This is a genomic window from Streptomyces sp. JJ38, assembly GCF_019303475.1.
Taxonomy (GTDB): Bacteria; Actinomycetota; Actinomycetes; order Streptomycetales; family Streptomycetaceae; genus Streptomyces.
The window spans coordinates 35653-61453 of record NZ_JABLSI010000034.1 but is presented as its reverse complement, the minus strand read 5'-3'; the positions used below and the strand labels follow the sequence as shown (position 1 = coordinate 61453).

The 25801-nt window shown below is 72.7% G+C and carries 26 protein-coding genes; 13 read left to right on the top strand and 13 right to left on the bottom strand.

Annotation, left to right across the window (positions count from 1 at the left end; translation table 11 throughout):
- Window positions 1–130 precede the first annotated feature (130 nt).
- Window positions 131–577 carry a hypothetical protein gene (locus tag HPT28_RS18705; RefSeq protein WP_219092298.1) on the top strand — a complete coding sequence of 149 codons (447 nt, stop codon included), beginning with the start codon at window positions 131–133 and terminating at the stop codon, window positions 575–577.
- Window positions 574–1791: a helix-turn-helix domain-containing protein gene (locus tag HPT28_RS18700; RefSeq protein ID WP_219092280.1), complete on the top strand. Its 1218-nt coding sequence runs from the start codon at window positions 574–576 to the stop codon at window positions 1789–1791. Before HPT28_RS18705 ends, HPT28_RS18700 begins: the two co-directional genes overlap by 4 nt.
- Window positions 1792–1908: 117 nt before the next feature.
- On the opposite strand, the gene HPT28_RS18695 is transcribed toward HPT28_RS18700, so the two are convergent.
- On the bottom strand, window positions 1909–2340 hold the full coding sequence (locus tag HPT28_RS18695) for a MarR family winged helix-turn-helix transcriptional regulator (RefSeq protein ID WP_257578886.1): 432 nt from the start codon (window positions 2338–2340) through the stop codon (window positions 1909–1911).
- Between the two features lie 92 nt (window positions 2341–2432).
- Between HPT28_RS18695 and HPT28_RS18690 the strand changes: the two genes are divergently transcribed.
- Both HPT28_RS18690 and HPT28_RS18685 read left to right on the top strand, forming a co-directional pair.
- Entirely contained in the window at window positions 2433–3449 is a 1017-nt protein-coding gene (locus HPT28_RS18690) for an NADP-dependent oxidoreductase (protein WP_219092278.1), read from the top strand.
- Between the two features lie 100 nt (window positions 3450–3549).
- Window positions 3550–3975, top strand: coding sequence for an organic hydroperoxide resistance protein (locus tag HPT28_RS18685; protein ID WP_219092277.1), 426 nt, complete (start codon window positions 3550–3552; stop codon window positions 3973–3975).
- A gap of 66 nt (window positions 3976–4041) precedes the next feature.
- On the opposite strand, the gene HPT28_RS18680 is transcribed toward HPT28_RS18685, so the two are convergent.
- Window positions 4042–5067 (bottom strand): alcohol dehydrogenase catalytic domain-containing protein, encoded by a 1026-nt coding sequence (locus HPT28_RS18680; protein WP_308119356.1) that lies wholly within the window; start codon window positions 5065–5067, stop codon window positions 4042–4044.
- Between the two features lie 147 nt (window positions 5068–5214).
- Window positions 5215–6147 (bottom strand): SGNH/GDSL hydrolase family protein, encoded by a 933-nt coding sequence (locus HPT28_RS18675; RefSeq protein WP_219092275.1) that lies wholly within the window; start codon window positions 6145–6147, stop codon window positions 5215–5217.
- Window positions 6148–6409: 262 nt separating this feature from the next.
- On the opposite strand from HPT28_RS18675, the gene HPT28_RS18670 reads away from it, so the two are divergent.
- Window positions 6410–6904 carry a DUF3145 domain-containing protein gene (locus HPT28_RS18670; RefSeq protein WP_219092274.1) on the top strand — a complete coding sequence of 165 codons (495 nt, stop codon included), beginning with the start codon at window positions 6410–6412 and terminating at the stop codon, window positions 6902–6904.
- A gap of 202 nt (window positions 6905–7106) precedes the next feature.
- On the opposite strand, the gene HPT28_RS18665 is transcribed toward HPT28_RS18670, so the two are convergent.
- The 5 genes from HPT28_RS18665 to HPT28_RS18645 all read right to left on the bottom strand — a co-directional run bounded on the left by HPT28_RS18665 (window position 7107) and on the right by HPT28_RS18645 (window position 12029).
- Complete coding sequence (locus tag HPT28_RS18665; protein ID WP_219092273.1) at window positions 7107–8372, bottom strand: beta-ketoacyl synthase; 1266 nt, start codon at window positions 8370–8372, stop codon at window positions 7107–7109.
- A gap of 81 nt (window positions 8373–8453) precedes the next feature.
- The gene (locus HPT28_RS18660; protein WP_219092272.1) at window positions 8454–8702 is read right to left on the bottom strand and encodes an acyl carrier protein; all 249 of its coding nucleotides are present in this window, start codon (window positions 8700–8702) and stop codon (window positions 8454–8456) included.
- A gap of 79 nt (window positions 8703–8781) precedes the next feature.
- Window positions 8782–9786 carry a ketoacyl-ACP synthase III gene (locus HPT28_RS18655; RefSeq protein ID WP_219092271.1) on the bottom strand — a complete coding sequence of 335 codons (1005 nt, stop codon included), beginning with the start codon at window positions 9784–9786 and terminating at the stop codon, window positions 8782–8784.
- Window positions 9787–9799: 13 nt separating this feature from the next.
- Window positions 9800–10729 carry an ACP S-malonyltransferase gene (locus tag HPT28_RS18650; protein ID WP_219092270.1) on the bottom strand — a complete coding sequence of 310 codons (930 nt, stop codon included), beginning with the start codon at window positions 10727–10729 and terminating at the stop codon, window positions 9800–9802.
- Window positions 10730–10823: 94 nt separating this feature from the next.
- On the bottom strand, window positions 10824–12029 hold the full coding sequence (locus HPT28_RS18645; RefSeq protein ID WP_219092269.1) for a CdaR family transcriptional regulator: 1206 nt from the start codon (window positions 12027–12029) through the stop codon (window positions 10824–10826).
- A gap of 78 nt (window positions 12030–12107) precedes the next feature.
- Between HPT28_RS18645 and HPT28_RS18640 the strand changes: the two genes are divergently transcribed.
- Complete coding sequence (locus HPT28_RS18640; RefSeq protein WP_219092268.1) at window positions 12108–12782, top strand: pirin family protein; 675 nt, start codon at window positions 12108–12110, stop codon at window positions 12780–12782.
- Between the two features lie 71 nt (window positions 12783–12853).
- Here the strand turns inward: HPT28_RS18640 and HPT28_RS18635 are convergent, their stop codons facing one another.
- Window positions 12854–13666: a serine hydrolase gene (locus HPT28_RS18635; protein WP_219092267.1), complete on the bottom strand. Its 813-nt coding sequence runs from the start codon at window positions 13664–13666 to the stop codon at window positions 12854–12856.
- A 71-nt stretch (window positions 13667–13737) separates the two neighbouring features.
- Between HPT28_RS18635 and HPT28_RS18630 the strand changes: the two genes are divergently transcribed.
- Entirely contained in the window at window positions 13738–14313 is a 576-nt protein-coding gene (locus HPT28_RS18630; protein ID WP_219092266.1) for a MerR family transcriptional regulator, read from the top strand.
- Window positions 14310–15356, top strand: coding sequence for an aldo/keto reductase (locus HPT28_RS18625; protein WP_374226985.1), 1047 nt, complete (start codon window positions 14310–14312; stop codon window positions 15354–15356). Before HPT28_RS18630 ends, HPT28_RS18625 begins: the two co-directional genes overlap by 4 nt.
- 59 nt (window positions 15357–15415) lie before the next feature.
- On the opposite strand, the gene HPT28_RS18620 is transcribed toward HPT28_RS18625, so the two are convergent.
- From HPT28_RS18620 to aceE, 4 genes are all read right to left on the bottom strand, one after another.
- A complete protein-coding gene (locus HPT28_RS18620; protein ID WP_219092265.1) occupies window positions 15416–16330 on the bottom strand; it encodes a DUF4429 domain-containing protein in 915 nt (304 codons plus the stop codon).
- Window positions 16331–16384: 54 nt separating this feature from the next.
- On the bottom strand, window positions 16385–17602 hold the full coding sequence (locus HPT28_RS18615; RefSeq protein ID WP_374226984.1) for an alpha/beta hydrolase: 1218 nt from the start codon (window positions 17600–17602) through the stop codon (window positions 16385–16387).
- Window positions 17603–17687: 85 nt separating this feature from the next.
- Complete coding sequence (locus tag HPT28_RS18610) at window positions 17688–18362, bottom strand: TetR family transcriptional regulator (protein ID WP_219092264.1); 675 nt, start codon at window positions 18360–18362, stop codon at window positions 17688–17690.
- Window positions 18363–18533: 171 nt separating this feature from the next.
- Window positions 18534–21266 carry a pyruvate dehydrogenase (acetyl-transferring), homodimeric type gene (gene aceE / locus HPT28_RS18605; RefSeq protein ID WP_219092263.1) on the bottom strand — a complete coding sequence of 911 codons (2733 nt, stop codon included), beginning with the start codon at window positions 21264–21266 and terminating at the stop codon, window positions 18534–18536.
- A 438-nt stretch (window positions 21267–21704) separates the two neighbouring features.
- Between aceE and HPT28_RS18600 the strand changes: the two genes are divergently transcribed.
- From HPT28_RS18600 to HPT28_RS18580, 5 genes are all read left to right on the top strand, one after another.
- Window positions 21705–22145 carry a DUF3052 domain-containing protein gene (locus HPT28_RS18600; protein ID WP_219092262.1) on the top strand — a complete coding sequence of 147 codons (441 nt, stop codon included), beginning with the start codon at window positions 21705–21707 and terminating at the stop codon, window positions 22143–22145.
- 137 nt (window positions 22146–22282) lie between these two features.
- The gene (locus HPT28_RS18595; protein ID WP_219092261.1) at window positions 22283–22750 is read left to right on the top strand and encodes a peroxiredoxin; all 468 of its coding nucleotides are present in this window, start codon (window positions 22283–22285) and stop codon (window positions 22748–22750) included.
- 195 nt (window positions 22751–22945) lie between these two features.
- Window positions 22946–23521 (top strand): TerD family protein, encoded by a 576-nt coding sequence (locus tag HPT28_RS18590; RefSeq protein ID WP_219092260.1) that lies wholly within the window; start codon window positions 22946–22948, stop codon window positions 23519–23521.
- 203 nt (window positions 23522–23724) lie between these two features.
- On the top strand, window positions 23725–24873 hold the full coding sequence (locus HPT28_RS18585; RefSeq protein ID WP_219092259.1) for a DUF475 domain-containing protein: 1149 nt from the start codon (window positions 23725–23727) through the stop codon (window positions 24871–24873).
- Window positions 24874–25008: 135 nt separating this feature from the next.
- Entirely contained in the window at window positions 25009–25770 is a 762-nt protein-coding gene (locus HPT28_RS18580) for a Tellurium resistance (protein ID WP_219092258.1), read from the top strand.
- Window positions 25771–25801: the final 31 nt, after the last annotated feature.

Here is a 25801-nt window from a genome sequence, read left to right as displayed (position 1 = left end):
AGGCCCCCTGGGCCGGTGACGGTAAGCGAACCCTTGACAGCGCGTCAATGCCCTTCCAGACTTCACACCACGAACCGGTGTCGGGGGCGACTGCTGGTCCCGTGCAGTCTTCAGAGAGGTCCCCCGCGCCATGCACAGACTCCTCGCAGCAGCTCTGACCTGCGTTCTCGCTGCGTTGCTCGCGGTCGGCGCAGGGGTCGGCATCGTCTCGTTGCTGAACGCCACTCCCGAGCAGCCGAACGTGCCGATCGTGCACTTCCCCCACCACGAGCCCGAGGTGGACGCCTCCCCGTCGGACGCGTCCTCACCCTCCGACACCACGGACCCCGCCGAGGGGTCTGAGCCGTCGGCTCCCGCCGACGGCTCCGGCCGGCCGTCCGAGGCCCCGGAGGACGGCGGGGGCGAGGACGCCGGGAGTGGCGAGGACGGCGGCGCCACCGAGCCGCCCGGCGACGAGTCCGGAAACGACGGCGACACCCCCTCGCAGAAGCCCGACCGCCCGGAGGACGACACGTCCGCGACGCCCACGGAGATCCCGACCCTGTCCGCCACGCTGGACGTCGGCGGCTCCTCGTGACGGCGGCCACCGTGGACTCGGCCTGGCGGGCGGTGCCCGCGGACCAGCTCCTGGCCTTCGCCGAGCAGGCGCGGGAGGAGATCCCCGTGCTCGCGGGCGACATCCTGCGGGAGATCCGCACCGAGTACCCCAGCCTGCCCGTCGTGGTCGACGAGTCGACCGGCGAGCCGATGTCGCTCATCGGCATCCGCCGGGCGCTGGAACACTTCGTCGAGCACCTGGCCACCGGCCTCGGCAGCCCCCACGTGCACCCGACGGTCTTCCAGGACTTCGGCCGCGGTGAGCTGCTCCAGGGCCGCAGCCTGGACTCCCTCCAGGCGATCTACCGGCTCGGCGTCCGGCTCGCCTGGCGTCGGCTCGCCGAGATCGGCCAGCAGGCCGACATCCCGGCGCCCGCGATGTACGAGCTGGCCGAGTCGGGCTTCCAGTACCTCGACGGCCTGGTCGCCGAGTCGGTGCGCGGCTACGCCGAGGCCGCGGCCCGGCAGGCGGGGGAGCGGCTGCGCCTCCAGCGCCGCCTGCTGGACCTCCTGCTCGACGAGGGCGGGCACGGCGGCCAGCTCGAATCCGTCCTGACCGAGCGCGCGGCCCGGATCGGCTGGCCCGTCCCCCGGTCGGTGGCCGTCGCCGTGCTCGTACCCCCGGCCCGGGAGGCCCTGCCCCCGGCTCTGGGGCCCGAGGTCCTGCTCGACATGGAGCGCGAGCAGCCGCTCATGGTCGTCCCCGAGCCGGACGCCGCCGGGCGCGGTGAGCTGCTGCGCCGGGCCACGGCGGGCTGGTCGGGGGCCATCGGCCCGCCGGTGGGCATCGCCGAGGCCGCCAAGTCCCTGCGCTGGGCGCAGTCGGCGGTGGCGCTCATGGAGCGCGGACTGCTGCCCTCCGGCGGCCTGCTGGACTGCACCGAGCACACCGAGGCGCTGGTGCTGCTGCCGCCCGAGGAACTGATCGACGACCTGGGCCGCCGGCTGCTGGCGCCCCTGGAGGAGTGCGGGCCCACGCACGGCCGCCGGCTGGCGGAGACGTTGCTGGCCTGGCTGGAAACCAGGGGCGGGGCGCCCGAGGTGGCCAGCCGGCTCGGGGTGCACCCGCAGACCGTCCGCTACCGGCTGCGGCAGATCCGGGAGATGTGGGGCGAGGCGGTCGACGACCCTGACCGCCGCTTCGAGCTGGAGCTCGTCCTGCGCGCCCGCCGCCTCCGCGGCGAACTCGGCTGACCCGCGCCCCGCGCTGGGGGTCTGCTCCGAAGCCGCAGGGCCGGCCAGCGCGGTTCCCGCGCGCCGCGCAGGTGCGCCGCGGCTGGGCGCGCGTCCCCGCGAGGGCGGGGCGCGCGCCTACGCCAGCATCTGGCGGAGCAGCTCGCGCAGTTGGCGGCGGCTCGGCTCGTCGAGCCGCCCGAGGGGTTCCCGGGCGAACTCGCCGAGCGACTCGCGCAGGGACGCCGCCGTGCGCAGGCCCTCCTCCGTCGGGGCCGCGAGCTTGACCCGCCGGTCCGACTCGTCGGCTCGGCGCTCCACCAGCCCGCGCGCGGTCAGCCGGTCCACGATGCCCGTCACGTTGGACGGTTCGCACTTGAGGCGCTGGGCGAGCTGGCGCATGGGCAGGGGGCCGAGCGCGAGCAGCGCCAGTACCCGGGCCTGGGAGCCGGTCAGCGTGAACTCGGCGGCTGCCTTGTCGTACTCCTCGTAGTACCGGGCCACCACGTCGCCGAGAAGCTCCAGCACCTCGAGCGTGAGCTGGTCGCCTGGGGGCTTGGGACGGGTCATGGGCACCAGCATAGCCATTTACTTGACAACATGAAATATCTAGGTGCAGTGTTGTTTCACGTCATGAAGTAAATCTCGTGAGGAGAGCTGAGATGACCCTGCCCACCACCGGCCGCGCCTGGCACCTGACCGCCCGCCCGGACGGCTGGCCGACCCCGGCCGACTTCGCGCTGCGCGAGGAGCCCGTGGCGGCTCCGGAGGCGGGGCAGATCCTGGTGCGCAACCTCGTCCTGTCCGTGGACCCGTACATGCGCGGCAGGATGAACGACGTCAAGTCCTACGTGCCGCCCTTCCAGCTCGACCGGCCGATGGACGGCGGAGCCGTCGGCGTCGTGGTCGCCTCCGAGGCCGAGGGCTTCGCCGTCGGCGACCATGTGCTGCACTTCCTCGGCTGGCGGGAGTACGCGACGCTGGACGCCGCCCACGCGCAGAAGGTGTCCGCCGAGCTCGCGCCCCTGAGCACCTACCTCGGCGTCATGGGCATGCCCGGGCTCACCGCCTACGCCGGCCTGCTGGAGGTGGCCTCGTTCCAGGAGGGCGACACCGTCTTCGTCTCCGGCGCCGCCGGTGCCGTCGGCAGCCAGGTCGGCCAGATCGCCAGGATCAAGGGCGCGGCGCGGGTCATCGGCAGCGCCGGCTCCGCGGAGAAGGTCGAACTGCTCACCAAGGAGTACGGCTTCGACGCCGCCTTCAACTACAAGGACGGCCCCGTCGGCGAGCAGCTGCGCGAGGCCGCGCCCGAGGGCGTCGACGTCTACTTCGACAACGTCGGGGGCGACCACCTGGAGGCCGCCATCGACGCCATGCGGCCCCAGGGCCGCATCACCCTGTGCGGCGCCATCGCCCAGTACAACGACGCCGAGCCCGCGCCCGGCCCGCGCAACCTCGTCCAGGTCATCGGCAAGCGGCTGCGCATCACCGGCATGCTCGTCAACGACCACAACGCGCTGATGCCGCGCTTCGCGGAGGAGACCGCCGGCTGGATCGCCTCCGGCGAGCTGAGGTACCACGAGACCGCCACCGAGGGCATCGAGACCGCGGTGGACGCCTTCCTCGGCATGCTCCGCGGCCGGAACACCGGAAAGATGATCGTCCGTCTCGCCGACTGACCTTCACCCAGGCCCCCACCACCGCAGGCTCTAGACTGCGACCCGCCGGACGGGTCGTGGGCGCGAGCCCTCCGGTGACGCTTCCAACAGGAGGATTTGTATGTCCATCCAGCCCGTCGACGTCCTCTACACGGCCGTGGCCACCGCCGAGAACGGCCGGGACGGCAAGGTCGCCAGCAGTGACGGCCAGCTCGAGGTCGTCGTCAACCCGCCCAAGGAGATGGGCGGCAGCGGGGCCGGTACCAACCCGGAGCAGCTCTTCGCCGCCGGGTACAGCGCCTGCTTCCAGGGCGCGCTCGGTGTCGTCGCCCGCCAGGAGAAGGCGGACATATCCGGCTCGACGGTCACCGCCGAGGTCGGCATCGGCAAGACGCCGCAGGGCGGCTTCGGCCTGAAGGTCGCCATCAAGGCGATCATCCCGAACGTGGACGAGGCCACCGCGCGGGCCCTCGTGGAGAAGGCGCACCAGGTGTGCCCCTACTCCAGCGCCACCCGGGGCAACATCGAGGTCGCGCTCTCGGTCTGAGCCGAGCGTGGAACGAGGGCCGTCACGGCATCGCCGTGGCGGCCCTCGCCGTCTGCCGGGGCTCTGTCAGGGCCGCAGCAGAACGGCTCCCGTACCGGGGGCCCGGGCCGTGGCCGTCTCCATCGCGGCGTCGAAGTCCGCGAGCCCGAACTCGTGGCTGACCAGAGGCGCGGAGCTGAGCCGGCCCAGCCGGAAGGCGCGCACGGCATGGGCCCAGGCCGCCGACGTGGCACCGGGGGTGCACCGCACGGTCAGCGCCTGCTCCAGCAGCCGTGCCGGGTCCAGGCCGCGGGCGCCGCCCGGCTCCGGGGGCGCCGCGAGCAGCACCCGGCCGCCGCGCCGGGCGAGCAGGCAGGCGTCGAACGCGCTCTCCGCCTCCCCGGCCGTCTCCACCACCAGGTCGCAGCGGCCGTACAGTTCCGCCGCCTCCGAGGGGCACGCCGCGCGGTCCGCGCCCAGCGCGAGGGCCCGTTCACCGGCGAGCGCTCGGGGGTCCACGGCCACCAGCTCTCGGGGGGCGGAGGCGGCCAGCAGCTGCACCGTCAGCAGCCCGAGCGGCCCCGCCCCGACCACGGCCGCCCGCTCCCCGGGGACGGGCATGGCGGCCAGCACGGCGGTGGCCGCCACCGCGGCCCGCCCCAGCAGGGCGGCGGCCCGCAGGTCGGCGTCGTCGGGCAGGACGTGCAGCAGCCGGGCCGGGAGGTTCAGCACATCGGCGAACGCCCCGGCGCCCGGACGGCCGGAGGGCTCCGAGCACAGGTGCGGTTCGTCCTCCCGGCAGCGGGCGCAGGCGAGACAGCCGCCGGGCGCCCGCTCGCCGACGGCCTTCCGGCCGAGCAGGCCGGCCGCCACTCCCTCGCCGATCGCCTCCACCGTGCCCGACCACTCGCCACCGGGGGTGACGGGGTAGGGGTCGGGCCAGCCGGCGGCCGTGCCCGCGTAGAGTGCGCGGTCGGCCGTGTTCACGAGGGCCGCGGTGACCGCGATCCGTACCTCGCCGAAGGCCGGTTCGGCCACCGGCCCGCTCACCAGCCGATGTGCTCCGGGCTTGTCGACGACGACGGCGCGTGCGGTGCGGACGGGCGGACTCACGCGGACCATTGTGCGTCGGCCCCGCACACGGGTACGGGCCGACCGTCGGCTTCCGGCCATCCTTCGCCCGGCCCACGAGCCCTCCGCGGCCCGGCACCCGGGTCGTGCTACCGACCCCCGGACTGGGCTACCGGCTCCCGGGCTGGGCTACCGGCTCCCGGCACCGGGCTGCTGAGGCGACGTCACCCCGGTGTAGGCCAGCTCCGCCAGCACGGCCTGGCCCCGCTTGCCGGGGTGGAACCAGTCCCAGCCGCTCACCTCGCGCAGCGTGAAGCGGTAGTCGTGCACGGCCCCGCCGTCGTGCCGGCAGCGCTCGGCGGCGGCGCAGACCTCGCGGAGCACGTCGTTGTACGCGTCGACGCGGTCCGAGACCTGCTGGCGCCGCGCGGTCGCCGCCTCGTCCACGGCGGCCGGGTCGCGCAGCATCGTCGGGCAGATGCCGAACTGCCAGATGCGGGCGGCCAGGGAGTTGTCCCGGCCCACGGACCACAGCCGCCGCAGGTCGGGCACGCTCGCGACGTACACCTGGGTCGAGGGCGACTTCTCCTCAAGCGTGCGCAGAGCGGCCTGGAAATCCGCCCGGAACGTGTCGGTGGGCGTCATCCCGGCCACGTCGTCGGCGCAGGCGTCGTTGGCCCCGATCAGCACGGTGACCAGATCCGGCCGGTGCGCCGCGGCCTGTGCGGCCTGCCCCGGCAGGTCGGCCATCACGGAACCGGCCACCGCGTAGTTCCACGTACGGCCCTCGGGGTCCGTCAGAAGCCGGTCGGCGAGGCTGTTCACCTCCGGTGAGGTGCCCGTCGCCCAGGACACCTCCGGGCAGTCGGTCAGCAGTGAGCAGGCGTCGAAGCCCGTGGTGATGGAGTCGCCGAGCGCCGCTATCGAATCCGGACTGGTGTCCCAGGTGGGCGTCGGACTCGGCGACGGGCTCCGTTCCACGTAGCTCTTTCGGGTGTCGCTCTCCTCGGTTGACGGTGCTTCGGACGTACACGCGCTCGCGCCCAGGAGCAGGGCGAGTGCCGCGGCGACCATGCCCGCCCGGCCCGTGCGTCCACGCCGGTGCCGTGTCCCACGCGTCATCAGCAGCCCTCGTTCCGCGATGCTTCCCACCGTTTTCCCCGACGGTACGCGACGCACCGGTGCCGCCGGAGGGGGCGGTGACCTTCCCGTCGGGGGAACGCAAGCGATCAGTGCTGCGACACTTACGGCACGTCATATGTCGTCCGTTTTGAGAAGAATGATCGCCTATGGTGTTTACTGTTCGTAACCCAGAAGCTGGTGGCCACGTTGCTGATGGGGAACAATGGCAGGCGGCGGACTTCGAACCGCACGGGAGGTCCCGGTGACAACACGTGGCGTTCTCTATGTGCACTCCGCGCCGCGCGCGCTGTGCCCGCACGTCGAATGGGCGGTGGCCGGTGTGCTCGGCACCCGCGTCAGCCTCGACTGGATCAAACAGCCCGCGGTTCCCGGCACCTGGCGGGCCGAGCTGAGCTGGCAGGGCGATCCGGCCTCGGCCTCCAAGCTGGCCTCCGCCCTCAGAGGCTGGCACCTGCTGCGCTTCGAGGTGACGGCCGAGCCCTGCGCGGGAGCCGAGGGCGAACGTTACAGCTCCACCCCGCAGCTCGGGATCTTCCACGCGGTCACGGGCCCGCACGGTGACATCCTGATCCCCGAGGACCGGCTGCGGGCCGCGATGGAGCGCGCGGCGCGGGGCGAGACGGACCTGGCCGAGGAGGTGTCCAGGCTGCTGGGCCAGCCCTGGGACGACGAGTTGGAGACCTTCCGCCACGCCGGCGAGGGCGCCCCGGTGCGCTGGCTGCACCAGGTCGTCTGACGACGAGGACGCCGACGGGCCGACGGCCGACGCGTGACGACGACGGGCACGCGCCCTGTTCCGGGGCCGCTCCTGCCAGCCCCGCGCCTCCGGCGCGGACCTGCCGGGAGCCCGGAGGGGCCGGGCCCACGGGGAAGGGGCCACACCCGAAGGTGTGGCCCCTTCCCCGTGTTCTCCGGCCCCTCCGGTGCCGCCGCCGCGGTCAGACCGTGCGGAATCCCAGGACGACGTTGTGGCCGCCGAAGCCGAAGGAGTTGTTGACGGCGGCGATCGTGCCCTCGGGGAGTGCCCGGGCCGAGCCGCGCACGATGTCCGCGTCCACCTCCGGGTCCAGCTCGTCGATGTTGATCGTCGGCGGAGCCGTGCGGTGGTACAGCGCGAGCACGGTGGCCACCGTCTCGACGCCGCCGGCCCCGCCCAGCAGGTGTCCGGTCATCGACTTGGTGGCGGAGATCGCCACCTGGTCCAGCTTCTCGCCGAGCACCTTGCGCAGGGCCTTGATCTCGGCGACGTCACCCTGCGGCGTGGAGGTGGCGTGCGCGTTGACGTGCACGCACTGCTCCGGGGCGAGGTCCGTGCTGTCCAGCAGGTGCTGCAGGGCCGCGGCGATACCCCGGCCGGTCGGCTCGGGCTGGGCGATGTGGTGCGCGTCCGCCGACAGCCCCTGGCCCACGGCCTCGCAGTACACCCGCGCGCCGCGCCGCGCCGCGTGCTCGGCGGACTCCAGCACCACGAGCCCCGAGCCCTCGCCCATGACGAAGCCGTCGCGTGCGGTGTCGTAGGGGCGGGAGGCCTGCTCGGGCGCCTCGTTGTTCTTGGACATCGCCATCATGTTGGCGAAGGCGGCGACGGGCAGCGGGTGGATGCACGCCTCGGTGCCCCCGGCGACGACGATGTCGGCGCGGCCGGCGCGGATCATCTCGATGCCGTAGCCGATGGCCTCGGCACCCGAGGCACACGCGCTCACCGGCGCGTGCACGCCCGCCTGGGCGTTCACCTCCAGGCTCACGTTCGCCGACGGGCCGTTGGGCATGAGCATCGGGACGGTGTGCGGGGAGACGCGTCGGGCGCCCTTCTCCCGCAGCACGTCGTACTGGTCGAGCAGCGTGGTCACGCCGCCGATGCCGGAGGCGACGACCACGCCCACACGGGCCGGGTCCACCGCGGCACCGGGCTCGCCGGCCCGGCCCTCGAAGCCCGCGTCAGCCCAGGCCTCACGGCTGGCGACGAGGGCCAGTTGCGCCGAGCGGTCCAGCCTGCGGGCCTGCGGGCGGGGCAGCACGTCGGTCGGGTCGACGGCCGCCTGGGCGGCGATGCGGACGGGCATGTCGGCGGCCCAGTCAGCGTCGATGGGCGAGACGCCGGACCGGCCGTCTCGCAGACCTTGCCAGGTCGATGCGCTGTCGCCACCCAGCGGTGTGGTTGCGCCGATACCGGTGACGACCACGGTGCGATTGGTCGTGTTCACGGAATTCCTGTCTCCACGGGTAGGGGTTGTGACCCGCCACCCGGCAGACCCGGGTGGCGACACACGCATAACGAGCGGGACTCAGTCCTGGTGCTTGAGGATGTAGTTGACGGCGTCGCCGACGGTCTTCAGCTCCTTGACGTCGTCGTCCGGGATCTTGACGTCGAAGCGCTCCTCGGCGGCGACCACGACCTCGACCATCGACAGCGAGTCGACGTCCAGGTCGTCGGTGAAGGACTTGCCGAGCTCGACGTCCTCCTCGGGGATACCGGCGATCTCGTTGACGATCTCGGCGAGACCCTTGACGATCTCTTCCTGCGTGGCGGCCATGTTGGGCGCTCCTTCTGCTGTTTGCGCTGATGTGTTGCGGTAAAGAGTGGCCGGTCTGGCGACCGGCCGGGGTAACCGACTAGGGGAGCGTAACGACCGTCGCCGCGTACACGAGACCCGCCCCGAAGCCGATGACGAGCGCCGTGTCGCCGCTCTTGGCCTTCCCGGTCGCCAGCAGCCGCTCCATGGCGAGCGGAATCGAGGCGGCCGAGGTGTTGCCGGTGGTTTCCACGTCCCGGGCGACGGTGACGTGCTCCGGCAGCTTGAGGGTCTTCACCATCGAGTCGATGATCCGCATGTTGGCCTGGTGCGGAATGAAGACGTCCAGGTCACCGGGGGTGACCCCGGCCGCCTCCAGCGCCTGCTGGGCGACCTTGGCCATCTCGAAGACGGCCCACCGGAAGACCGTCTGGCCCTCCTGGCGGATCGCGGGGTACTTCTCCGGCGTGCCCTCGCGGTAGACGTCCCACGGGACGGTCTGCGTGATGGTGTCGTGCTTGTCGCCCTCGGAGCCCCAGACCGTCGGCCCGATGGCCGGGGTGTCGGACGGGCCGACGACGACCGCGCCCGCGCCGTCCCCGAAGAGGAAGGCGGTGGAGCGGTCCGTCAGGTCGGTGAGGTCCGAGAGCCGCTCGACGCCGACGACGAGGACGTGCCGCGCGCTGCCCTCGACGATCAGACCCTTGGCGATGGTCAGACCGTAGCCGAAGCCCGCGCAGGCGGCGGAGATGTCGAAGGCCGCCGCCCCGGTGGCGCCCAGCCGGTGTGCGATCTCGGTGGCCACCGACGGCGTCTGCTTGAAGTGCGAGACGGTGGAGATGATCACGGCGCCGATCTGCTCGGGGGTCAGCCCCGCGTCCGCGATGGCCTTGCCCGCCGCGTGCAGCGTCATCTCGGTGACGGTCTCGTCCGGACCGGCCCAGTGCCGGGTGGCGATGCCGGAGCGGGACCTGATCCACTCGTCGGAGGAGTCGATGTGCCGGAGGATCTCCTCGTTCGGCACGACGCGCGTCGGGCGGTAACCGCCGACGCCGACGACACGCGCGTACGGGGAGCCCTGGGCGGGCTTGATCTTCGCGGGCATGGGCTCGGTGCTCCTATTCGGCGGTGCCGTGCTCGGCGATCAGTTCACGTGCTGCGTCGAGCTGCTCGGGGGTCTTGAGCGCCAGGGTCGTGACGCCGGGCAGGGCGCGCTTGGCCAGCCCCGTCAGGGTCCCGCCGGGGCACACCTCGATCAGCGCCGTGACGCCCAGCTCGCGGAACGTCTCCATGCACAGGTCCCAGCGGACGGGGCTGGCCACCTGGCCCACCAGGCGCCGCACGAAGTCCGGGCCGTCCGTGACGACCTGCCCGTCCCGGTTGGACACCAGGCGCGGCGACGGCGTGCCGACGGCGACATCCGCCACGGCCCGCTCCAGGGCGCTCACCGCCGGTGCCATGTGGTGGGTGTGGAACGCGCCCGCCACCTTGAGCTCGCGCACCCGGGCCTTCTCGGGCTTGTCGGCGGCGAGCGCGGCGAGCTGCTCCGCGGTTCCGGCCGCGACGATCTGGCCGGCCCCGTTCATGTTCGCGGGCGTGAGTCCGAGCTTCTCCAGGTGCGCCACGACGACGTCGGCGTCCCCGCCGAGCACCGCGGACATCCCGGTCTCGGTGACGGCCGCGGCCTCGGCCATGGCCTGGCCCCGCCGCGTCACGATCGCCATGGCGTCGTCGTCCGACAGCACACCGGCCGTCGCGGCGGCGGTCAGCTCACCGACGCTGTGGCCCGCGACGGCGCCGAGGCGCCCGGGGTCGGTGCCCTCCAGGAGGGCCCGGGTGGACACCAGCCCGGCGGCGACCAGCAGCGGCTGGGCGACGGCCGTGTCGCGGATCTCCTCCGCGTCCGCCTCGGTGCCGTAGCGCACGAGATCGAGACCGGTGATCTCGGACCACTGCTTCAGCAGGTCCGGAACGCCGGGCAGTTCGAGCCAGGGATTCAGGAAGCCGGGCGCCTGGGCGCCTTGGCCGGGAGCGACGAGTACGAGCACCCTTCCACTTTCTCTTGAGGACGAAGGTCCCCGCCGGTGGGGACCGAGACGAAGAACGGTGTGGGGAATTGTGGACCTCGTACAAAGGCGCACGTCAAGGACGCGCTGATGATGTCCGTTCGGCGAGACGCCCCAGAATCAGCGCGATACGCAGAGTGAACGCGGATCGTACGTCGGAAGGCGACCATCCGGTGACGTCAGTCACACGTCGCAGCCGGTAGCGCACGGTGTTGGGGTGCACGAAGAGCATCCGGGCGGCGCCCTCCAGGCTGCTCGCCTGCTCCAGGTACACGCTCAGCGTCTCCAGGAGCGCCGAGCCGGCTTCCTCCAGCGGTCTGTAGATCTCCTCCACCAGCAGCTCCCGCGCCGTGGGGTCGCCGGCCATCGCGCGCTCGGGCAGGAGATCGTCCGCGAGCACCGGACGCGGCGCGTCCGGCCACGCCGCGGCGGCCCGCAGCCCGGCCGCCGCCGCCCGCGCCGAACGCGGCGCCGAGAGGAGATCGTCGACGACGGGACCGGCCACCACGGGACCGGCGGCGAACGGCCCGATGAGCGACTTGGCGGCCTTCAGCGGGTCCTCGCAGCCTCCCGCGACGACGACCAGCCGGCTCCCCAGCACCCCGGTCAGCACCTGCAGCTTGGCGTACCGCGCGGCCCGGCGGATGGCCTCGACCGTCAGCTCGCTGTCCCCGTCCGGCGCGTTGCCCAGGACCACGCACACGTGGTCGGGGGAGTTCCACCCCAGGGCCGCGGCCCGCGAGACCGCGCCCTCGTCCGCCTCGCCGGACAGCACCGCGTTCACCACGAGCGACTCCAGCCGCGCGTCCCAGGCGCCCCGCGCCTCGGCGGCCTGCGCGTACACCTGGGCGGTGGCGAAGGCGATCTCCCGCGCGTAGACGAGGAGGGCCTCGCGCAGGACGGCCTCGTCGCCGGGCGCGGCCACCTCGTCGATGGCGCTCTCCACGACCTCGATCGTGGTGCGGACCATCTCCACCGTCTGCCGCAGGGTGACCGCCCGGGTCAGCTCCCGCGGGGCTGTGCCGAACACGTCCGTGCTGATGGCCCGCGGGGTCTCCGGATGCCGGAACCACTCGGTGAACGCCGCGATGCCCGCCTGCGCGACCAGCCCGATCCACGAACGGTTCTCCGGCGGCATCGCCCGGTACCAGGACAGCTGCTCGTCCATGCGCGCGATGGCGGCGGCGGCCAGTTTGCCGGAGTGCTGCTGCAGCCGCCGCAGCGTGGCGGCGTGCGGGTGGTCGGACAGGTGGTTCGGCGGGATCTCAGCAGGTTCGGGCACGGGACAAGCCTGCCTTATCGGTCCGCGGTCCCGGGACCGGGCCCTCCGGCCCCCACCGCGGCCAGTACGGTTGACCGCATGCTTGACGTGCGCAGAGCGGCCGACCGGTACCGGGGCGGGGACGCCGCGGCGGGCATCGACACCCGGCACGCCTTCTCCTTCTCCGGCCACTACGACCCCGACAACACGGGCTTCGGGCTGCTCGTCGCCTGCAACGAGGAGCGGTTGGCCGCCGGAGCGGGCTTCGCCGAGCACCCCCACCGGGACCTGGAGATCGTCACCTGGGTGACGGACGGCGAGCTCACGCACACGGACTCCGCCGGGCACCGCACCCTCGTGCGCCCCGGCGACCTGCAGCGGCTGAGCGCGGGCGCGGGCGTACGGCACACCGAGCGCAACGAGGGCTCGGGCCCGCTGCGGTTCTGGCAGATGTGGCTGGTACCCGACACCTTCGGCGGCACCCCCGAGTACGACGTCGTCCGCGGCATCGCCGACGGCACCCCCTACGCGCTGGACCGCTCCCAGGCCGTCCTGCACGTGCGCCGGCTGCCCGCCCGGCGGCACACCGTCCTGCCCGCGGCCCCCTGGACCTACCTCCAGGTGGTGCGGGGCAGCCTGGAGCTGGAGGGCTCCTGGCTCGCCGCGGCCGACGCCGCGCGCGTCAAGGGCGCCGAGGGGCTCGTGGCGACGGCCGGGCCCACCGGGGCGGAGCTGCTGGTGTGGGAGATGCACGCCGAACCGTCCTACGGGTGAGGCCGCGCGCCGCGCCCGAGGCCGCACGGCTCCCGCGGAGCGACACGTTCGGGTGATTTCCCCGGGGGAGCTCAGCCCAGCTCGGCCAGCACGGCGTCGGTGAAGGGCGGCCAGGCCTCGACCGCCCACTCCCCGAAGTCCCGGTCGGCCAGGGCCACGCAGGCCGCACCGGCCCGCGGGTCCACCCACAGGAAGGTGCCCGCCTGCCCGAAGTGGCCGAAGGTGGCGGGGGAGGAGGAAGCCCCCGTCCAGTGCGGGGACTTGTCGCCGCGGATCTCCATGCCGAGCCCCCAGTCGTTGGGGGACTGGTTGCCGTAGCCGGGCAGCACGCCGCGCAGCCCGGGGAAGGCCACGCTCGTCGCCTCAGCGTGCGTCTGCCGGGCGACCAGCGTCGGGGAGAGCAGCTCCGCCGCGAACCGGGCGAGGTCGTCGGCGGTGGAGACGGCCGCCGCGGCGGGCGTTCCGTTCAGTTCGGTGGCGGCCATGCCCAGCGGCTCCAGCACGGCCTGCCGGAGGTATTCGGCGAACGGGATGTCCGCCGCCTTCTCGATGTGGTCGCCGAGGACCTCGAAACCGGCGTTGGAGTAGATCCTGCGAGTGCCGGGCTCCGCCATGACGCGGTGCTCGTCGAACGCGAGCCCCGAGGTGTGCGCGAGCAGGTGCCGCACCGTCGAGCCTCGGGGGCCGGCCGGTTCGTCCAGCTCGACCGCGCCCTCCTCGACGGCGACGAGCGCGGCGTAGGCGGTGAGCGGCTTCGTCACGGAGGCCAGCGCGAACCGGTGCCCGGTCGGGCCGTGGCCGCCGGCCACCGTGCCGTCGCCCCGCACCACCACGGCCGCCGCCGTCGTCACCGGCCAGTTGTCGATCATCCGCAGGCTGTCCATGGCACCGAGGTTACGGGACGGGTCCGAACACGCTTGCCTGGAGTGCACTCCAAGGTCCTAGCGTTCCGTTCATGACCGTGCTGGACCCGGAAAAGACCACCCAGGACGCCGCACCCGACGCCGTGCCGGACGCCGCACCCGACGCCGCACCCGACGCCGCGCCCGACGCCGCGGCGGGCGCCGTGCCCGACGGCCCGGCAGCCCGGGGTCGCCCCTGCCTGGCCGACGACATCCCGCACCCACGCCCCGACGGCACCGACCGCTACACCATCAGCGAGGTCGCCGCGCTGACCGGCCTGAGCGCCCACACCCTGCGCTGGTACGAGCGGATCGGCCTGATGCCGCACATCGACCGCTCCCACACCGGGCAGCGCCGCTTCACCAACCGGGACCTCGACTGGGTCTCGCTGGTGGGCAAGCTCCGGCTGACCGGGATGCCCGTGGCCGACATGGTCCGCTACGCGGAGCTGGTCCGGGCGGGCGCCCACACCTACGCCGAGCGCCTGGAGCTGCTCGTCGCGACCCGCGCCGACGTCCGGCGCCGGGTCGCCGAACTCCAGGACACGCTCGCCGTGCTCGACTTCAAGATCGACATCTACGCCGGTGCCCGGCAGGGCCCGCAGGAGAGGCAGGGAACCGACCGATGAACCCCGAAACCCCGCAGCCAGCCGAGGCCACCGAGCAGCCCCCGATGCCCCGCGTCCAGCTCGGCGGCGGGCTCGCCGTCGGCGTCCAGGGCCTCGGCTGCATGGGCATGAGCTTCGCCTACGGTCCCACCGACGCCGCCCAGGCCGAAGCCGCCCTCGCCCGTGCCCTCGAACGCGGCGTCACCCTCTTCGACACCGCCGACATGTACGGCTTCGGCGCGAACGAGGAGTTCCTCGCCCCCTTCGTCCGGGCCCACCGCGACGACATCGTCCTCGCCACCAAGTTCGGCATCGTGCTCGACCGCGACGATCCGTCGGCCCGCGGCATCCGCAACGACCGCGCCTACCTGCGCGCCTGCGTCGAGGGCAGCCTGCGGCGGCTGGGCGTCGACGTCATCGACCTCTACTACCTGCACCGCCGCGACCCGGGGACGCCCATCGAGGAGACCGTCGGGGCGATGGCCGAGCTCGTCGCCGAGGGCAAGGTGCGGGCCCTGGGCCTCAGCGAGGTCACCGGCCCCGAACTGCGTGCCGCGCACGCCGTCCACCCCATCGCCGCCCTGCAGTCCGAGTGGTCCGTGTTCAGCCGCGATGTCGAGCGCACCGCCGTGCCCGCCGCCCGCGAGCTGGGCGTCGCCTTCGTGCCGTACTCCCCGCTGGGCCGCGGCTTCCTCACCGGCTCCTTCGTCCGCGCCGACCAGGAGCTGACCAGCGACGACTTCCGCCGCACCCTGCCGCGCTTCAACGGGGACAACGCCACCGCCAACGCCGCGCTGCTGGAGCCGCTGCGGGCCATCGCCGCCCGCCGCGGCCTCACCCCCGGGCAGGTCGCCCTGGCCTGGGTGCACCGGCAGGCGACGGTCCACGGGCTGACCGTCGTGCCCATACCCGGCACCCGGCGGGCCGAGCGCGTGACGGAGAACACCGCGGCCGCGCACGTCGAGCTGACGGCGGCCGAGCTGGCCGAGCTGGAGCCGCTGGCCGCCCACGTCGCCGGGGACCGGTACGCGGACATGGCGTTCACCAGCGCCGGGCGCGAGTAGCCCCGCCCAAGGGGGCGCCGGGGCCGCGCGAGCGGCCACGGCGCGGCGCGGCGCGGGTCTCACAGCTCGGCGAGCAGATCCGCCTTCTTCACGGAGAACTCCTCGTCCGTGAGCAGGCCCGCTTCGTGCAGCCGGCCGAGGTGGCGTATGCGCTCGGCGATGTCGGCCGGGTCGGACCGCAGCGCGCCCGGCGCCCCCGCGCTCCGGGCCCCGGAGCGGCCCCGGGCGCCCGCGGCCCGCTGCTCCCGCTCCGCGCCCCGCTCGGCCCGGACGGCGGCCAGCACCGCGGCGGCCAGCGGCAGCGACTCGTGCACCAGCCCGTACCCGAGCCCGAAGACGACGGCGGTCGGGTCCTGGTCGGGCTCGCCGGGGCGGACGTCCCGGCCCTCCTCGGCGCGTCGCAGCAGCCGGAGGTGGCCGCCGAGCACCTCCGGCGAGCGCCACTCCACCCCCTCCAGCTCGCTCACGTCGAAGAACTGGTCCCCGGCCTTCCACTTCGCCGAGGAGGCCCCGGTCCAGAACCAGCGGAAGGAGACCGTCGTGCCGTCGAACGCCGCCTTGCCGTCGTACGCCTTGAACTGCAGCGGCGGCTCGGGCGCCCGCACCAGGTGCTCGTCGGCGGGGTGGCCGGCGTCCGGGGTCAGCACGCCGCGCAGCTCCGTGGCGTAGGAGGCGGCCAGCGCCTCGCGCTCGGCCGGAAGGACCAGCCGGTACGGGTCGCAGCCCGTCCTGAGCTGGCCCGCCGCTGCCTCCAGCAGCGGGTCCGCCCCCTCGCGCAGCACCGCCCGGAGCGCCACCGTGCCCCGCCGCGCGCCGGGGCTCAGCTCCACGCCGGCCAGCGCCGCGTACGGCACGCGGCGCTCACGGAGTACCTGGAACAGTTTCGGCGTGCGAATCCCCCGTTCGAAGCGGATGAGCACGGAGTCGGTGTCGAACTCCCAGGCGGAGTGGATTCCGGCCAGCACATCACCCATGTGGCCCATCGTAAGCGGCGGGAGCCCGCCCGTCCTGTGTGCCGCACGGCGGAATCAGCGCAGTTCAGCGGAACGGTAGGCCCCGGTTCCGACGGCGGCCAGGTTCTCCAGGCTGCCGGTGCCCGGCACGAAGTAGCCCGTGTGCCCCTCGGCGCCATCCGTCGTCAGCCGTCGCGCGCCGAACGACTCCGACATCGGGTCGGGGCCGTGGCCCAGGCCGCCGAGGCTCAGATGCGGGACGTCGCCGATCCAGTCGTCGGACGTGCGCATCGCCCACACCCGGACCTCCCGGCCCAGGTCACGGGCCGAGCCGGCCCGTACCCCGGGGCTGCCGGCGACCGCGACGTCGGTGACCCGGCCCGGCACGTCGGGCGCGGCCACCCCGCACACGACCGACCCGTAGCTGTGGCACAGCAGCGCGACCCCGCCCTCGCCCGGCAGGACGGACAGCAGGTCGAGGAGCCGCTCCGCCCCCGCCCGGGCCAGCTCCCCGGTCGCGGTGTCCACGCTGGTCCCCCGGGGTGCCGTGTAGTCCGCCCAGGCGATCGTCGCCGTCCGCATCGCCGGTGCGGCCGCCCGCTGCTCCTCGTGCAGCGCCTCGGCCATCCCGGCCGGTGCCGTGTACTTCATCCGGGTGCGCTCGAAGGTCAGCAGGTCCACGTCGGCCCCCGGCACCACGACCGAGATCCGCTCCGCCCGCTCCAGATCGCCGAAGACCTCCGCGGCCCGGCCGAGTCCGGTCGGGTCGAAGGCCAGGATCTGCCGCCCCTCCTCCAGCATCGAGTCGAACCGGTGCATCCTGCGCCCCGCGGCGTGCCGGCCCGTCGGGCTCAGCTGCTCGTCGGCGTGACGGCGGCGCTCCCGCTCGGCGGCCTCCGTCAGCGCGACCCGGTTGGCCCGGTAGCGCAGCCGCACGGGGACGCCGTTCAGGTTCCCCACCACCAGGGAGTGCCGGTCGGCCAGCCGCCGCCGCTGCCCGGGGGTGAGCGCGTCGAAGAACGCGGCGACCCGCGCCGGGGCGGCGTCGACGTCGGGCAGGTCACGGCCCGCGATGGTGCCCTGTTCCCAGGCCGCCAGTGCCGCGGTCCGGGCGCTGGGGGTCCCGTTCTGCATCTGCCGGGCCGTCCAGCCCGTCGTCACCAGCAGCACGAAGACGACGGCCACGGCCAGCAGGAAGCGCGAGAGCGTGAAGCCGCCCGAGGCGCCGTCGGCGGACGGCTCGGCGGCCGGGGTGCCGGCGGCCGGAGTGTGCGGGTGCGAAAGGGACGTCACTGGAGCCACACCCTAGAAGACGCCACGGCGTGATCATGAGACTCCGTGACGTACCTCACGTTTGGGAGGGCCGCGAAGCCCGTGGTCACCGCCGTCGGCGGGAACGGCAGATCCGTCGCGGTTCCGCGGCGGCACGCGTGCCGCCCCACTCGGCGAACAGCTCCGGGTTCAGCTCGTCCAGGCAGCGCCGCGCATCCTGCCGGGCGCTCTCGAGGGTCACCTCCTCGCCCTGTGCCCACTGGTGCATCGCGACGTGTATGACCGCCGAGAAGGCGGCGACCAGCACCCGGGGCCGCGGGTCGGTGCGTGGATCGAGCCCCTCCCGGTCGGCGATGATCTGCGCCAGCCGCTGCTCCATCTCCAGCGAGCGCCGCATGTGTGAGGCCGTGAGTACCGGTGTCGTCTCGATCTGGTGCCACATGCGCATGTGCAGCTCGATGGGCACGATGCGCTCGATCGCCTCGCTGATGCCGTTCCAGCCGTCCTCGACGGCCTGGCGCAGTGCGACGACCGGGGCCTCGTGCGCCGGACGCGCCCGCAGGGCCTCGATGTAGCGCTCCTCGACCATCATCTGGATCGCGAACGCCGCCTCGTCCTTGCCCGAGAAGTAGCGGAAGAACGTGCGCTGGGAGACGTCCACGGCGGCGGCGATCTCGTCGACCGTCGTCTCCTCGTACCCGCGCGAGACGAACAGCTCGTTCGCCGCCCGCAGCAACGCGTCCCGGGTGCGCTGTTTCTTGCGCTCGCGCAGTCCCGTCACGGTGGCACCTCCTGAGTGTTCGAGCAGCTCAGGGTACGGGAACGGCCCCCGGTGCCCCCACCGCGTGGGGGCACCGGGGGCCGCGCGCCGCGCCCCGCGGAGGGCGCCGGGAACGTGCTGACCGGCGCGCCCGCTGGCTCGCGCCCCGGCGCGGGCCTCCCGGGCGGGGGACTACGCCTCCCCGCCGGCCGAACCCGGGTCGGCCGCCCGCACGTCCAGGAGCTGGTACCGGTCGATGGCCTGCTTCAGCGCCGAGCGGTCCACCTGGCCGGCCCGTGCCAGCTCCGTGAGCACCGCGAGCACGATCGACTGCGCGTCGATGTGGAAGAACCGGCGCGCCGCGCCGCGGGTGTCGGCGAAACCGAAGCCGTCCGCACCGAGCGACTGGTACGTCCCCGGCACCCAGCGGGCGATCTGGTCCGGAACGGAGCGCATCCAGTCCGAGACGGCCACGACCGGGCCCTCCGCGTCCCGCAGGGCGCGGGTCACGTAGGGCACGTGCTGCTCCTCCTCCGGGTGCAGGAGGTTGTGCTCCTCGGCCGCGACCGCGTCCCGCCGCAGCTCGTTCCACGACGTGGCCGACCAGACGTCCGCCCGCACGCCCCAGTCCTCGGCGAGGATCCGCTGGGCCTCCAGCGCCCACCCCATCGCCACGCCCGAGGCGAGGATCTGGGCCGGCTGCTGGCCGCGCTCCCCGGCCCGGTAGCGGTACAGGCCGCGCAGGATGCCCTCGGCGTCCACGCCCTCGGGCTCGGCGGGCTGGTGGATGGGCTCGTTGTAGACGGTGAGGTAGTAGAAGACGTCCTCCGACTCCTCCCCGTACATCCGCCGCAGCCCGTCCCTGACGATGTGCGCGATCTCGAAGCCGAACGCCGGGTCGTAGGCGACGCACGCGGGGTTCGTCGACGCCAGCAGCTGGGAGTGACCGTCGGCGTGCTGTAGCCCCTCACCCGTGAGGGTGGTCCGCCCGGCGGTCGCCCCGAGGACGAAGCCCCGGGCGAGCTGGTCGGCCATCTGCCAGAACTGGTCACCGGTGCGCTGGAACCCGAACATCGAGTAGAAGACGTAGACCGGGATCAGGTGCTCGTGGTGCGTCGCGTACGCCGAGCCCGCCGCGATCAGCGAGGCCGCGCAGCCCGCCTCGGAGATGCCGTCGTGCAGCATCTGCCCGGTCGGCGTCTCCTTGTAGGCGAGCAGCAGCTCGCGGTCCACCGACTCGTACGTCTGCCCCAGCGGGCTGTAGATCTTGGCCGTGGGGAAGAGCGAGTCCATGCCGAACGTGCGGTACTCGTCCGGGGCGATCGGCACGAACCGCTTGCCGATCTCCTTGTCCTTCATCAGGTCCCGCAGCAGCCGGACGAAGGCCATCGTCGTGGCGACCTGCTGGTTGCCCGAGCCCTTCCTCAGCGCCGCGTAGGCCTCCTCGCCGGGCAGGGCGAGCGGCTTCGCCCGCACCACCCGGGTCGGCACGTAGCCGCCCAGGGAGTGGCGGCGGTCGTGCATGTACTGGATCTCCTCGGAGTCCCGGCCGGGGTGGTAGTAGGGCGGCGGGCCGTCCTCCAGGTCCTTGTCGGCGATCGGGAGGTGCAGCCGGTCGCGGAAGTGCTTGAGGTCGTCGACCGTCAGCTTCTTCATCTGGTGGGTGGCGTTGCGGCCCTCGAAGTTGGGCCCCAGCGTCCACCCCTTGATCGTCTGCGCCAGGATGACCGTCGGCTGGCCCTTGTGCTCCCTGGCCGCCTTGAACGCCGCGTACACCTTGCGGTGGTCGTGGCCGCCGCGGCCCAGGTGGAGGAGCTGGTCGTCGGTCATGTCCTCGACCATGGCCCGCAGCCGGTGGTCGTCGCCGAAGAAGTGCTCGCGGATGTAGGCGCCGGTCTCGGTCGCGTACGTCTGGAACTGGCCGTCGGGCGTGGTGTTGAGCCGGTTGACCAGCACGCCGTCCCGGTCCTGGGCCAGCAGCGGGTCCCAGGAGCGGTCCCAGATCAGCTTGATGACGTTCCAGCCGGCCCCGCGGAACTGCGACTCCAGCTCCTGGATGATCTTGCCGTTGCCGCGCACCGGCCCGTCGAGCCGCTGCAGGTTGCAGTTGACGACGAACGTGAGGTTGTCCAGCCCCTCCCGGGCCGCCAACGAGAGCTGGCCGAGCGACTCCGGCTCGTCCATCTCGCCGTCGCCGAGGAAGGCGTAGACGTGGGAGCGGGAGGTGTCGGCGATGCCGCGCGCCTCCATGTAGCGGTTCATCCGCGCCTGGTAGATCGCGCCGATCGGGCCGAGGCCCATGGAGACCGTCGGGAACTCCCAGAAGTCCGGCATGGAGCGCGGGTGCGGGTAGCTCGACAGGCCGTTCGGGAAGGCCGACTTCTCCTGCCGGAAGCCGTCGAGCTGGGCCTCGGTGAGCCGGTCCAGCAGGAAGGCGCGGGCGTAGATGCCCGGGGAGGCATGGCCCTGGAAGAAGACCTGGTCTCCGCCGTCGCCCTCGTCCTTGCCCCGGAAGAAGTGGTTGAAGCCCACGTCGTAGAGGGAGGCGGAGGAGGCGAAGGTGGCGATGTGGCCGCCGACCCCGATGCCCGGACGCTGGGCGCGCGAGACCATGACGGCCGCGTTCCAGCGGGTGGCGTTCAGGACCTTGCGCTCGATCTCCTCGTTCCCGGGGAAGAACGGCTCGTCCTTGGTGGCGATGGTGTTGACGTAGTCCGTGCTGCGCATCTCCGGCACAGCCACCCGGCGGGCGCGGGCGCGCTCGATGAGCCGGAGCATGAGATAGCGGGCACGTTCCCTGCCCCGCTCGTCGACGGCCGCGTCGAGCGAGTCGAGCCACTCCCGGGTCTCCTCGGGATCAAAGTCCGGGACCTGGCTGGGAAGGCCGCCAATGATGATCGGGTTGCGATCGGATGCGGAAGCCACGCTGTTCCTTCGCTGCTCGGTAGTGCACTGCTGGTGTCGCGCCGACTCCATCGTCCATCGCGGGCCCGTCCACGTCACCTCTACTCGGAGGTAACCGGTAGGTTCCCGCGCCGGGCGCCGCGTCGGCGGCCGCGGCCGGCCGCACCGGTCGGCCAAATCGCAACGATACGCCCACGGGGGTCTTGCTTCGCTGATGAGCGGGTAGGGGAGCAAGCGTGGCCTATCGGGTCCCCGGAGGGCCGGTCGAGCCGGACTCTCGGCCGCCCCCGCCGCCGTCCGGTGTCGTTGTCGCTGTCCGAACTGCGGCGACACGTCACCGTTTGGGCCGACTGAACGGCCAGGTACTTGCGCGATCCGCCCCGCACGTGTGGACTACGGCCAAGTACCTCGCGTACTCGCGGGGGCCCATGACGTAGGAACCAAGACAGGAGGCAATCCGTGAGCGCGACCGCGGACCACGCGGAGGAGCGGACCAACCCCGCCGCAAGGCTGGGTTTCCAGCCCGGGCAGGTGGTCCAGGAGCTCGGCTACGACGAGGACACCGAGCAGGAACTTCGCGAGGCCATCGAGGCCGTCACGGGCACCGAGCTGGTCGACGAGGAGTACGACGACCTGGCCGACGCCGTGCTGCTGTGGTTCCGCGAGGACGACGGCGACCTGACGGACGCGCTGGTGGACGCCATCTCGCTGGTCGACGACGGGGCACCGATCTGCCTCATGACGCCGAAGACGGGCCGGGACGGCTACGTCGAGGCGAGCGAGATCGGCGAGGCGGTGCAGACGGCGGGCCTCCAGCAGACGAAGCCCATGAACGTCGGTATGGACTGGACGGGCAGCCGGCTGGTCACCCCGAAGACGAGCCGCGCCGGCAAGGGCTGAGCCCCGGCCGGCGCCGCAGCCCTCGTTCCCCCCGTCCCCCCGGCCCGCACCGGGCGGGACGGGGGAACGTGCGGCACAGGGCATAGGGTGTGGCGAGGCACGTTCCATCGTCTTCTCCCATCGGAGGATCACGCCCCATGGCCATCGCGGTCGGCACCAAGGCCCCGGACTTCCAGCTCAAGAACCAGCACGGCGAGACGGTCTCCCTCAGCGACTTCCGCGGGAAGAAGAACGTCGTCCTGATGTTCTACCCGTTCGCCTTCACCGGTGTGTGCACCGGTGAGCTGTGCGCCCTGCGCGACGAGCTCCCGCGCTTCGTCAACGACGACGTGCAGCTCCTCGCCGTCTCCAACGACTCGCCGTTCGCCCTGCGCGTCTTCGCCGAGCAGGAGCAGCTCGGCTACCCGCTGCTGTCGGACTTCTGGCCGCACGGCGACGTCTCCCGGGCCTACGAGGTCTTCGACGAGGAGAAGGGCTGCGCGGTGCGCGGCACCTTCATCATCGACAAGGAGGGCGCCGTCCGCTGGACCGTGGTCAACGGTCTGCCCGACGCGCGCGACCTCCAGGAGTACGTCCGCGCCCTGGACGCCATCGCCCAGGGCTGACGGCCCCCCGAGCCGTAGGCCGGTTCCCGGATCGTTGCCGCCCTCGGCGGCACGGGAACCGGCACCGGCCCCCGGATCGTTGTCGTCTCAGACGGCACCCGGTCCCGGTCGGCCCCCGCCGAGCCGGCCACCAACCCGAAACCCCATCGACAGCGGCCGGGGTGGAACTCCCGGCCTCGCACCTCTGGAGGACGCGTGGGAGTCAGCCTCAGCAAGGGCGGCAACGTCTCGCTGACCAAGGAAGCCCCCAACCTGTCGGCCGTCCTGGTGGGCCTGGGCTGGGACGCCCGCACCACCACGGGCGCCGACTTCGACCTCGACGCGAGCGCCCTGCTGGCCGACGGCCAGGGCAAGGTCCTCAGCGACCAGCACTTCGTCTTCTTCAACAACCTCACCAGCCCGGACGGCTCCGTCGAGCACACCGGTGACAACACCACGGGCGTGGGCGACGGGGACGACGAGGCGCTCAAGGTGAACCTCGCCGGCGTCCCGGCCGACGTGCAGAAGATCGTCTTCCCGGTCTCGATCTACGAGGCCGAGACGCGGCAGCAGAGCTTCGGCCAGGTGCGCAACGCCTACATCCGCGTGGTCAACCAGGCGGACGGCAAGGAGCTGGCCCGCTACGACCTCACCGAGGACGCCTCCACCGAGACGGCCATGGTCTTCGGCGAGCTCTACCGGCACGGCGCCGAGTGGAAGTTCCGCGCCATCGGCCAGGGCTACGCCTCCGGCCTGCGGGGCATCGCCCAGGACTTCGGCGTCAACGTCTGACGCGCCCGGCCCCGACGCTCACGCCGCGGTGGGCACCGCGGCCCGGGGTGCCGCGTCCCCGCTGCCCGGGGCAGGCGTCACCCCCTCGCGGTGCCCTCCTACACTTCGGCGTGAACCTCACGCGTTCCGGGCCGCGGACCGTGAGCCGTGCTCGGGCCTAGAGGCTGGCACGGAAGACCTCCGTGCGACAGATTGGGTAAGCAGTGGTTCTGAGAACCTTCGGGTGGTCCTTCGGCGTGACCGCCGCGGGCCTGGCCTTCGCGGCCTTCTTCTGGGGCTGGAAGGGGTTCGCCGTCGTCGCGATCCTCTCGATCCTGGAGATCTCGCTCTCCTTCGACAACGCCGTCGTGAACGCCGGTGTGCTGAAGAAGATGAACGCCTTCTGGCAGAAGATCTTCCTCACCATCGGCATTCTCATCGCCGTGTTCGGCATGCGGCTCGTCTTCCCCGTGGCCATCGTCGCCATCACGGCGGGTGTGGGTCCCTTCGAGGCCGTGGACCTCGCGATCAGCGAGCCGGACACCTACGAGCAGATGGTCACGGACGCGCATCCGTCGATCGCCGCCTTCGGTGGCATGTTCCTGCTCATGATCTTCCTGGAGTTCCTGTTCGACGAGCGGGAGCACCGGTGGGTCGGCTGGCTGGAGCGCCCCCTCAGCAGGCTGAGCGGCGTCAACGCGCTGTCGGTGTGCCTGGCCCTGATCGCCCTCCTCGCCTCGGCCACCGCGCTCGCCCCGCACGCCCACCAGTACGCCGGCCACGCGGACAAGACGACGACGGTGCTGCTCTCCGGGATCGCCGGTCTGATCACCTACCTCATCGTCGGCGGGCTCTCCGGATTCTTCGAGAACAAGCTGGAGGAGGACGAGGAGCGCGAACACGAGGCCGAGGAGGCCGCCCGCCGCTCCGGGAAGAAGGTCACCGCCCTGGGGGTCGGCGGCAAGGCGGCGTTCTTCCTCTTCCTGTACCTCGAAGTGCTCGACGCCTCCTTCTCCTTCGACGGCGTCATCGGCGCGTTCGCGATCACCAACAACATCTTCTGGATGGCGCTGGGTCTGGGTATCGGCGCGATGTACGTCCGTTCGGTCACCGTGTACCTGGTCCGCCAGGGCACGCTGGACGACTACGTGTACCTGGAGCACGGGGCCCACTACGCGATCGGCGCCCTGGCGACGATCCTGCTCGTCACGATCCGCTACGAGATCCACGAGGTCATCACCGGCCTGATCGGGGTCACCCTCATCGGGCTCTCGTTCTGGTCCTCGGTCCGCTACAACCGTCTGCACCGCGGTGAGACGGGCGGCGGGGGCGGAAGCCCCTCGCAGGAGAAGCGCGTCACCTCGGGGGTCTGAACACCGCTCGATCCGGCTGCCCGCGGCGGGTGTCGCGGCGGCCGGATCGCGGAAGCCTCTGAGCGGGGCGGCCGTCCGCACCGGATGGCCGCCCCCTTCGTGTTCGACGAGTCGGGACCGGGATTGGGGGCAGGGATGGTCTCCCTGTGGGAGCACTGGCGCAGTGGCGTCGGTCGAGGGCGTGGGCCGAAGTTCGACACCGTCGGCGGCCCGATGAGCTACGCCGTGGAGCTGACGCGCAGGCATCCCCGCGTCTCGCTCTCCCAGGAGGGCGCCGACAGCGGCACGCTGCGCGTCACCCTCTCCTGGCGGATGCGCAGTTCCGACCTGGAGGAACGGACGCGACGGCGGTTCTCCCTGCGCAATCCGCTCCAGCTGCTCAGGCCGGAACCGGTCAACGCGCACACCCAGGGCATGGTCAACGTCGACCTGGACCTGGCCTGCATGTACGAGCTGACCGACGGTTCCAAGGGCGTCGTCCAGCCGCTGGGCGGGTTCCTGGGCGCCATGCACGAGCCGCCGTACGTCAAGCTGAGCGGCGACGACCGGTTCGGCACCGGCTCCGGCGAGATCATCTACGTCAACCTCGACCACGTCGAGGAGATCAAGCGGCTCCTGTTCTTCGTCTACATCTACGACGGCACCCCGGCGTTCGACCGCACGCATGCCGTCGTCACGCTCGTGCCGAGCAACGGTCCGCAGGTGGAGGTGGGGCTCGACGAGCGGGCTCCCGACGCGCGGTCCTGCGCCGTGCTGATGATCGAGCGGGACCGGAACGGCGACCTGGTGGCCCGCCGGGAGGTGCGCTACGTCTACGGCTTCCAGGCCGACCTGGACCGGCTCTACGGCTGGGGCATGACCTGGGGGCGTGGCTACAAGTCGCCCTCGGGCCGCTGACCTCGCCCCGGCGTCCCGCGGCCGCACGTCC

What these genes read in the sequence shown, in the direction of transcription:
- HPT28_RS18620 (WP_219092265.1), bottom strand. Translation starts at nt 16,330, where the DNA reads ATGGGTGATGTGCTGGCCGGAATCCACTCCGCCTGGGAGTTCGACACC.
- HPT28_RS18695 (WP_257578886.1), bottom strand. Translation starts at nt 2,340, where the DNA reads ATGACCCGTCCCAAGCCCCCAGGCGACCAGCTCACGCTCGAGGTGCTG.
- HPT28_RS18675 (WP_219092275.1), bottom strand. Translation starts at nt 6,147, where the DNA reads ATGACGCGTGGGACACGGCACCGGCGTGGACGCACGGGCCGGGCGGGC.
- HPT28_RS18580 (WP_219092258.1), top strand. Translation starts at nt 25,009, where the DNA reads ATGGTCTCCCTGTGGGAGCACTGGCGCAGTGGCGTCGGTCGAGGGCGT.
- HPT28_RS18640 (WP_219092268.1), top strand. Translation starts at nt 12,108, where the DNA reads ATGCTTGACGTGCGCAGAGCGGCCGACCGGTACCGGGGCGGGGACGCC.
- HPT28_RS18595 (WP_219092261.1), top strand. Translation starts at nt 22,283, where the DNA reads ATGGCCATCGCGGTCGGCACCAAGGCCCCGGACTTCCAGCTCAAGAAC.
- HPT28_RS18705 (WP_219092298.1), top strand. Translation starts at nt 131, where the DNA reads ATGCACAGACTCCTCGCAGCAGCTCTGACCTGCGTTCTCGCTGCGTTG.
- HPT28_RS18655 (WP_219092271.1), bottom strand. Translation starts at nt 9,786, where the DNA reads ATGCCCGCGAAGATCAAGCCCGCCCAGGGCTCCCCGTACGCGCGTGTC.
- HPT28_RS18685 (WP_219092277.1), top strand. Translation starts at nt 3,550, where the DNA reads ATGTCCATCCAGCCCGTCGACGTCCTCTACACGGCCGTGGCCACCGCC.
- HPT28_RS18660 (WP_219092272.1), bottom strand. Translation starts at nt 8,702, where the DNA reads ATGGCCGCCACGCAGGAAGAGATCGTCAAGGGTCTCGCCGAGATCGTC.
- HPT28_RS18625 (WP_374226985.1), top strand. Translation starts at nt 14,310, where the DNA reads ATGAACCCCGAAACCCCGCAGCCAGCCGAGGCCACCGAGCAGCCCCCG.
- HPT28_RS18630 (WP_219092266.1), top strand. Translation starts at nt 13,738, where the DNA reads ATGACCGTGCTGGACCCGGAAAAGACCACCCAGGACGCCGCACCCGAC.
- HPT28_RS18635 (WP_219092267.1), bottom strand. Translation starts at nt 13,666, where the DNA reads ATGGACAGCCTGCGGATGATCGACAACTGGCCGGTGACGACGGCGGCG.
- HPT28_RS18690 (WP_219092278.1), top strand. Translation starts at nt 2,433, where the DNA reads ATGACCCTGCCCACCACCGGCCGCGCCTGGCACCTGACCGCCCGCCCG.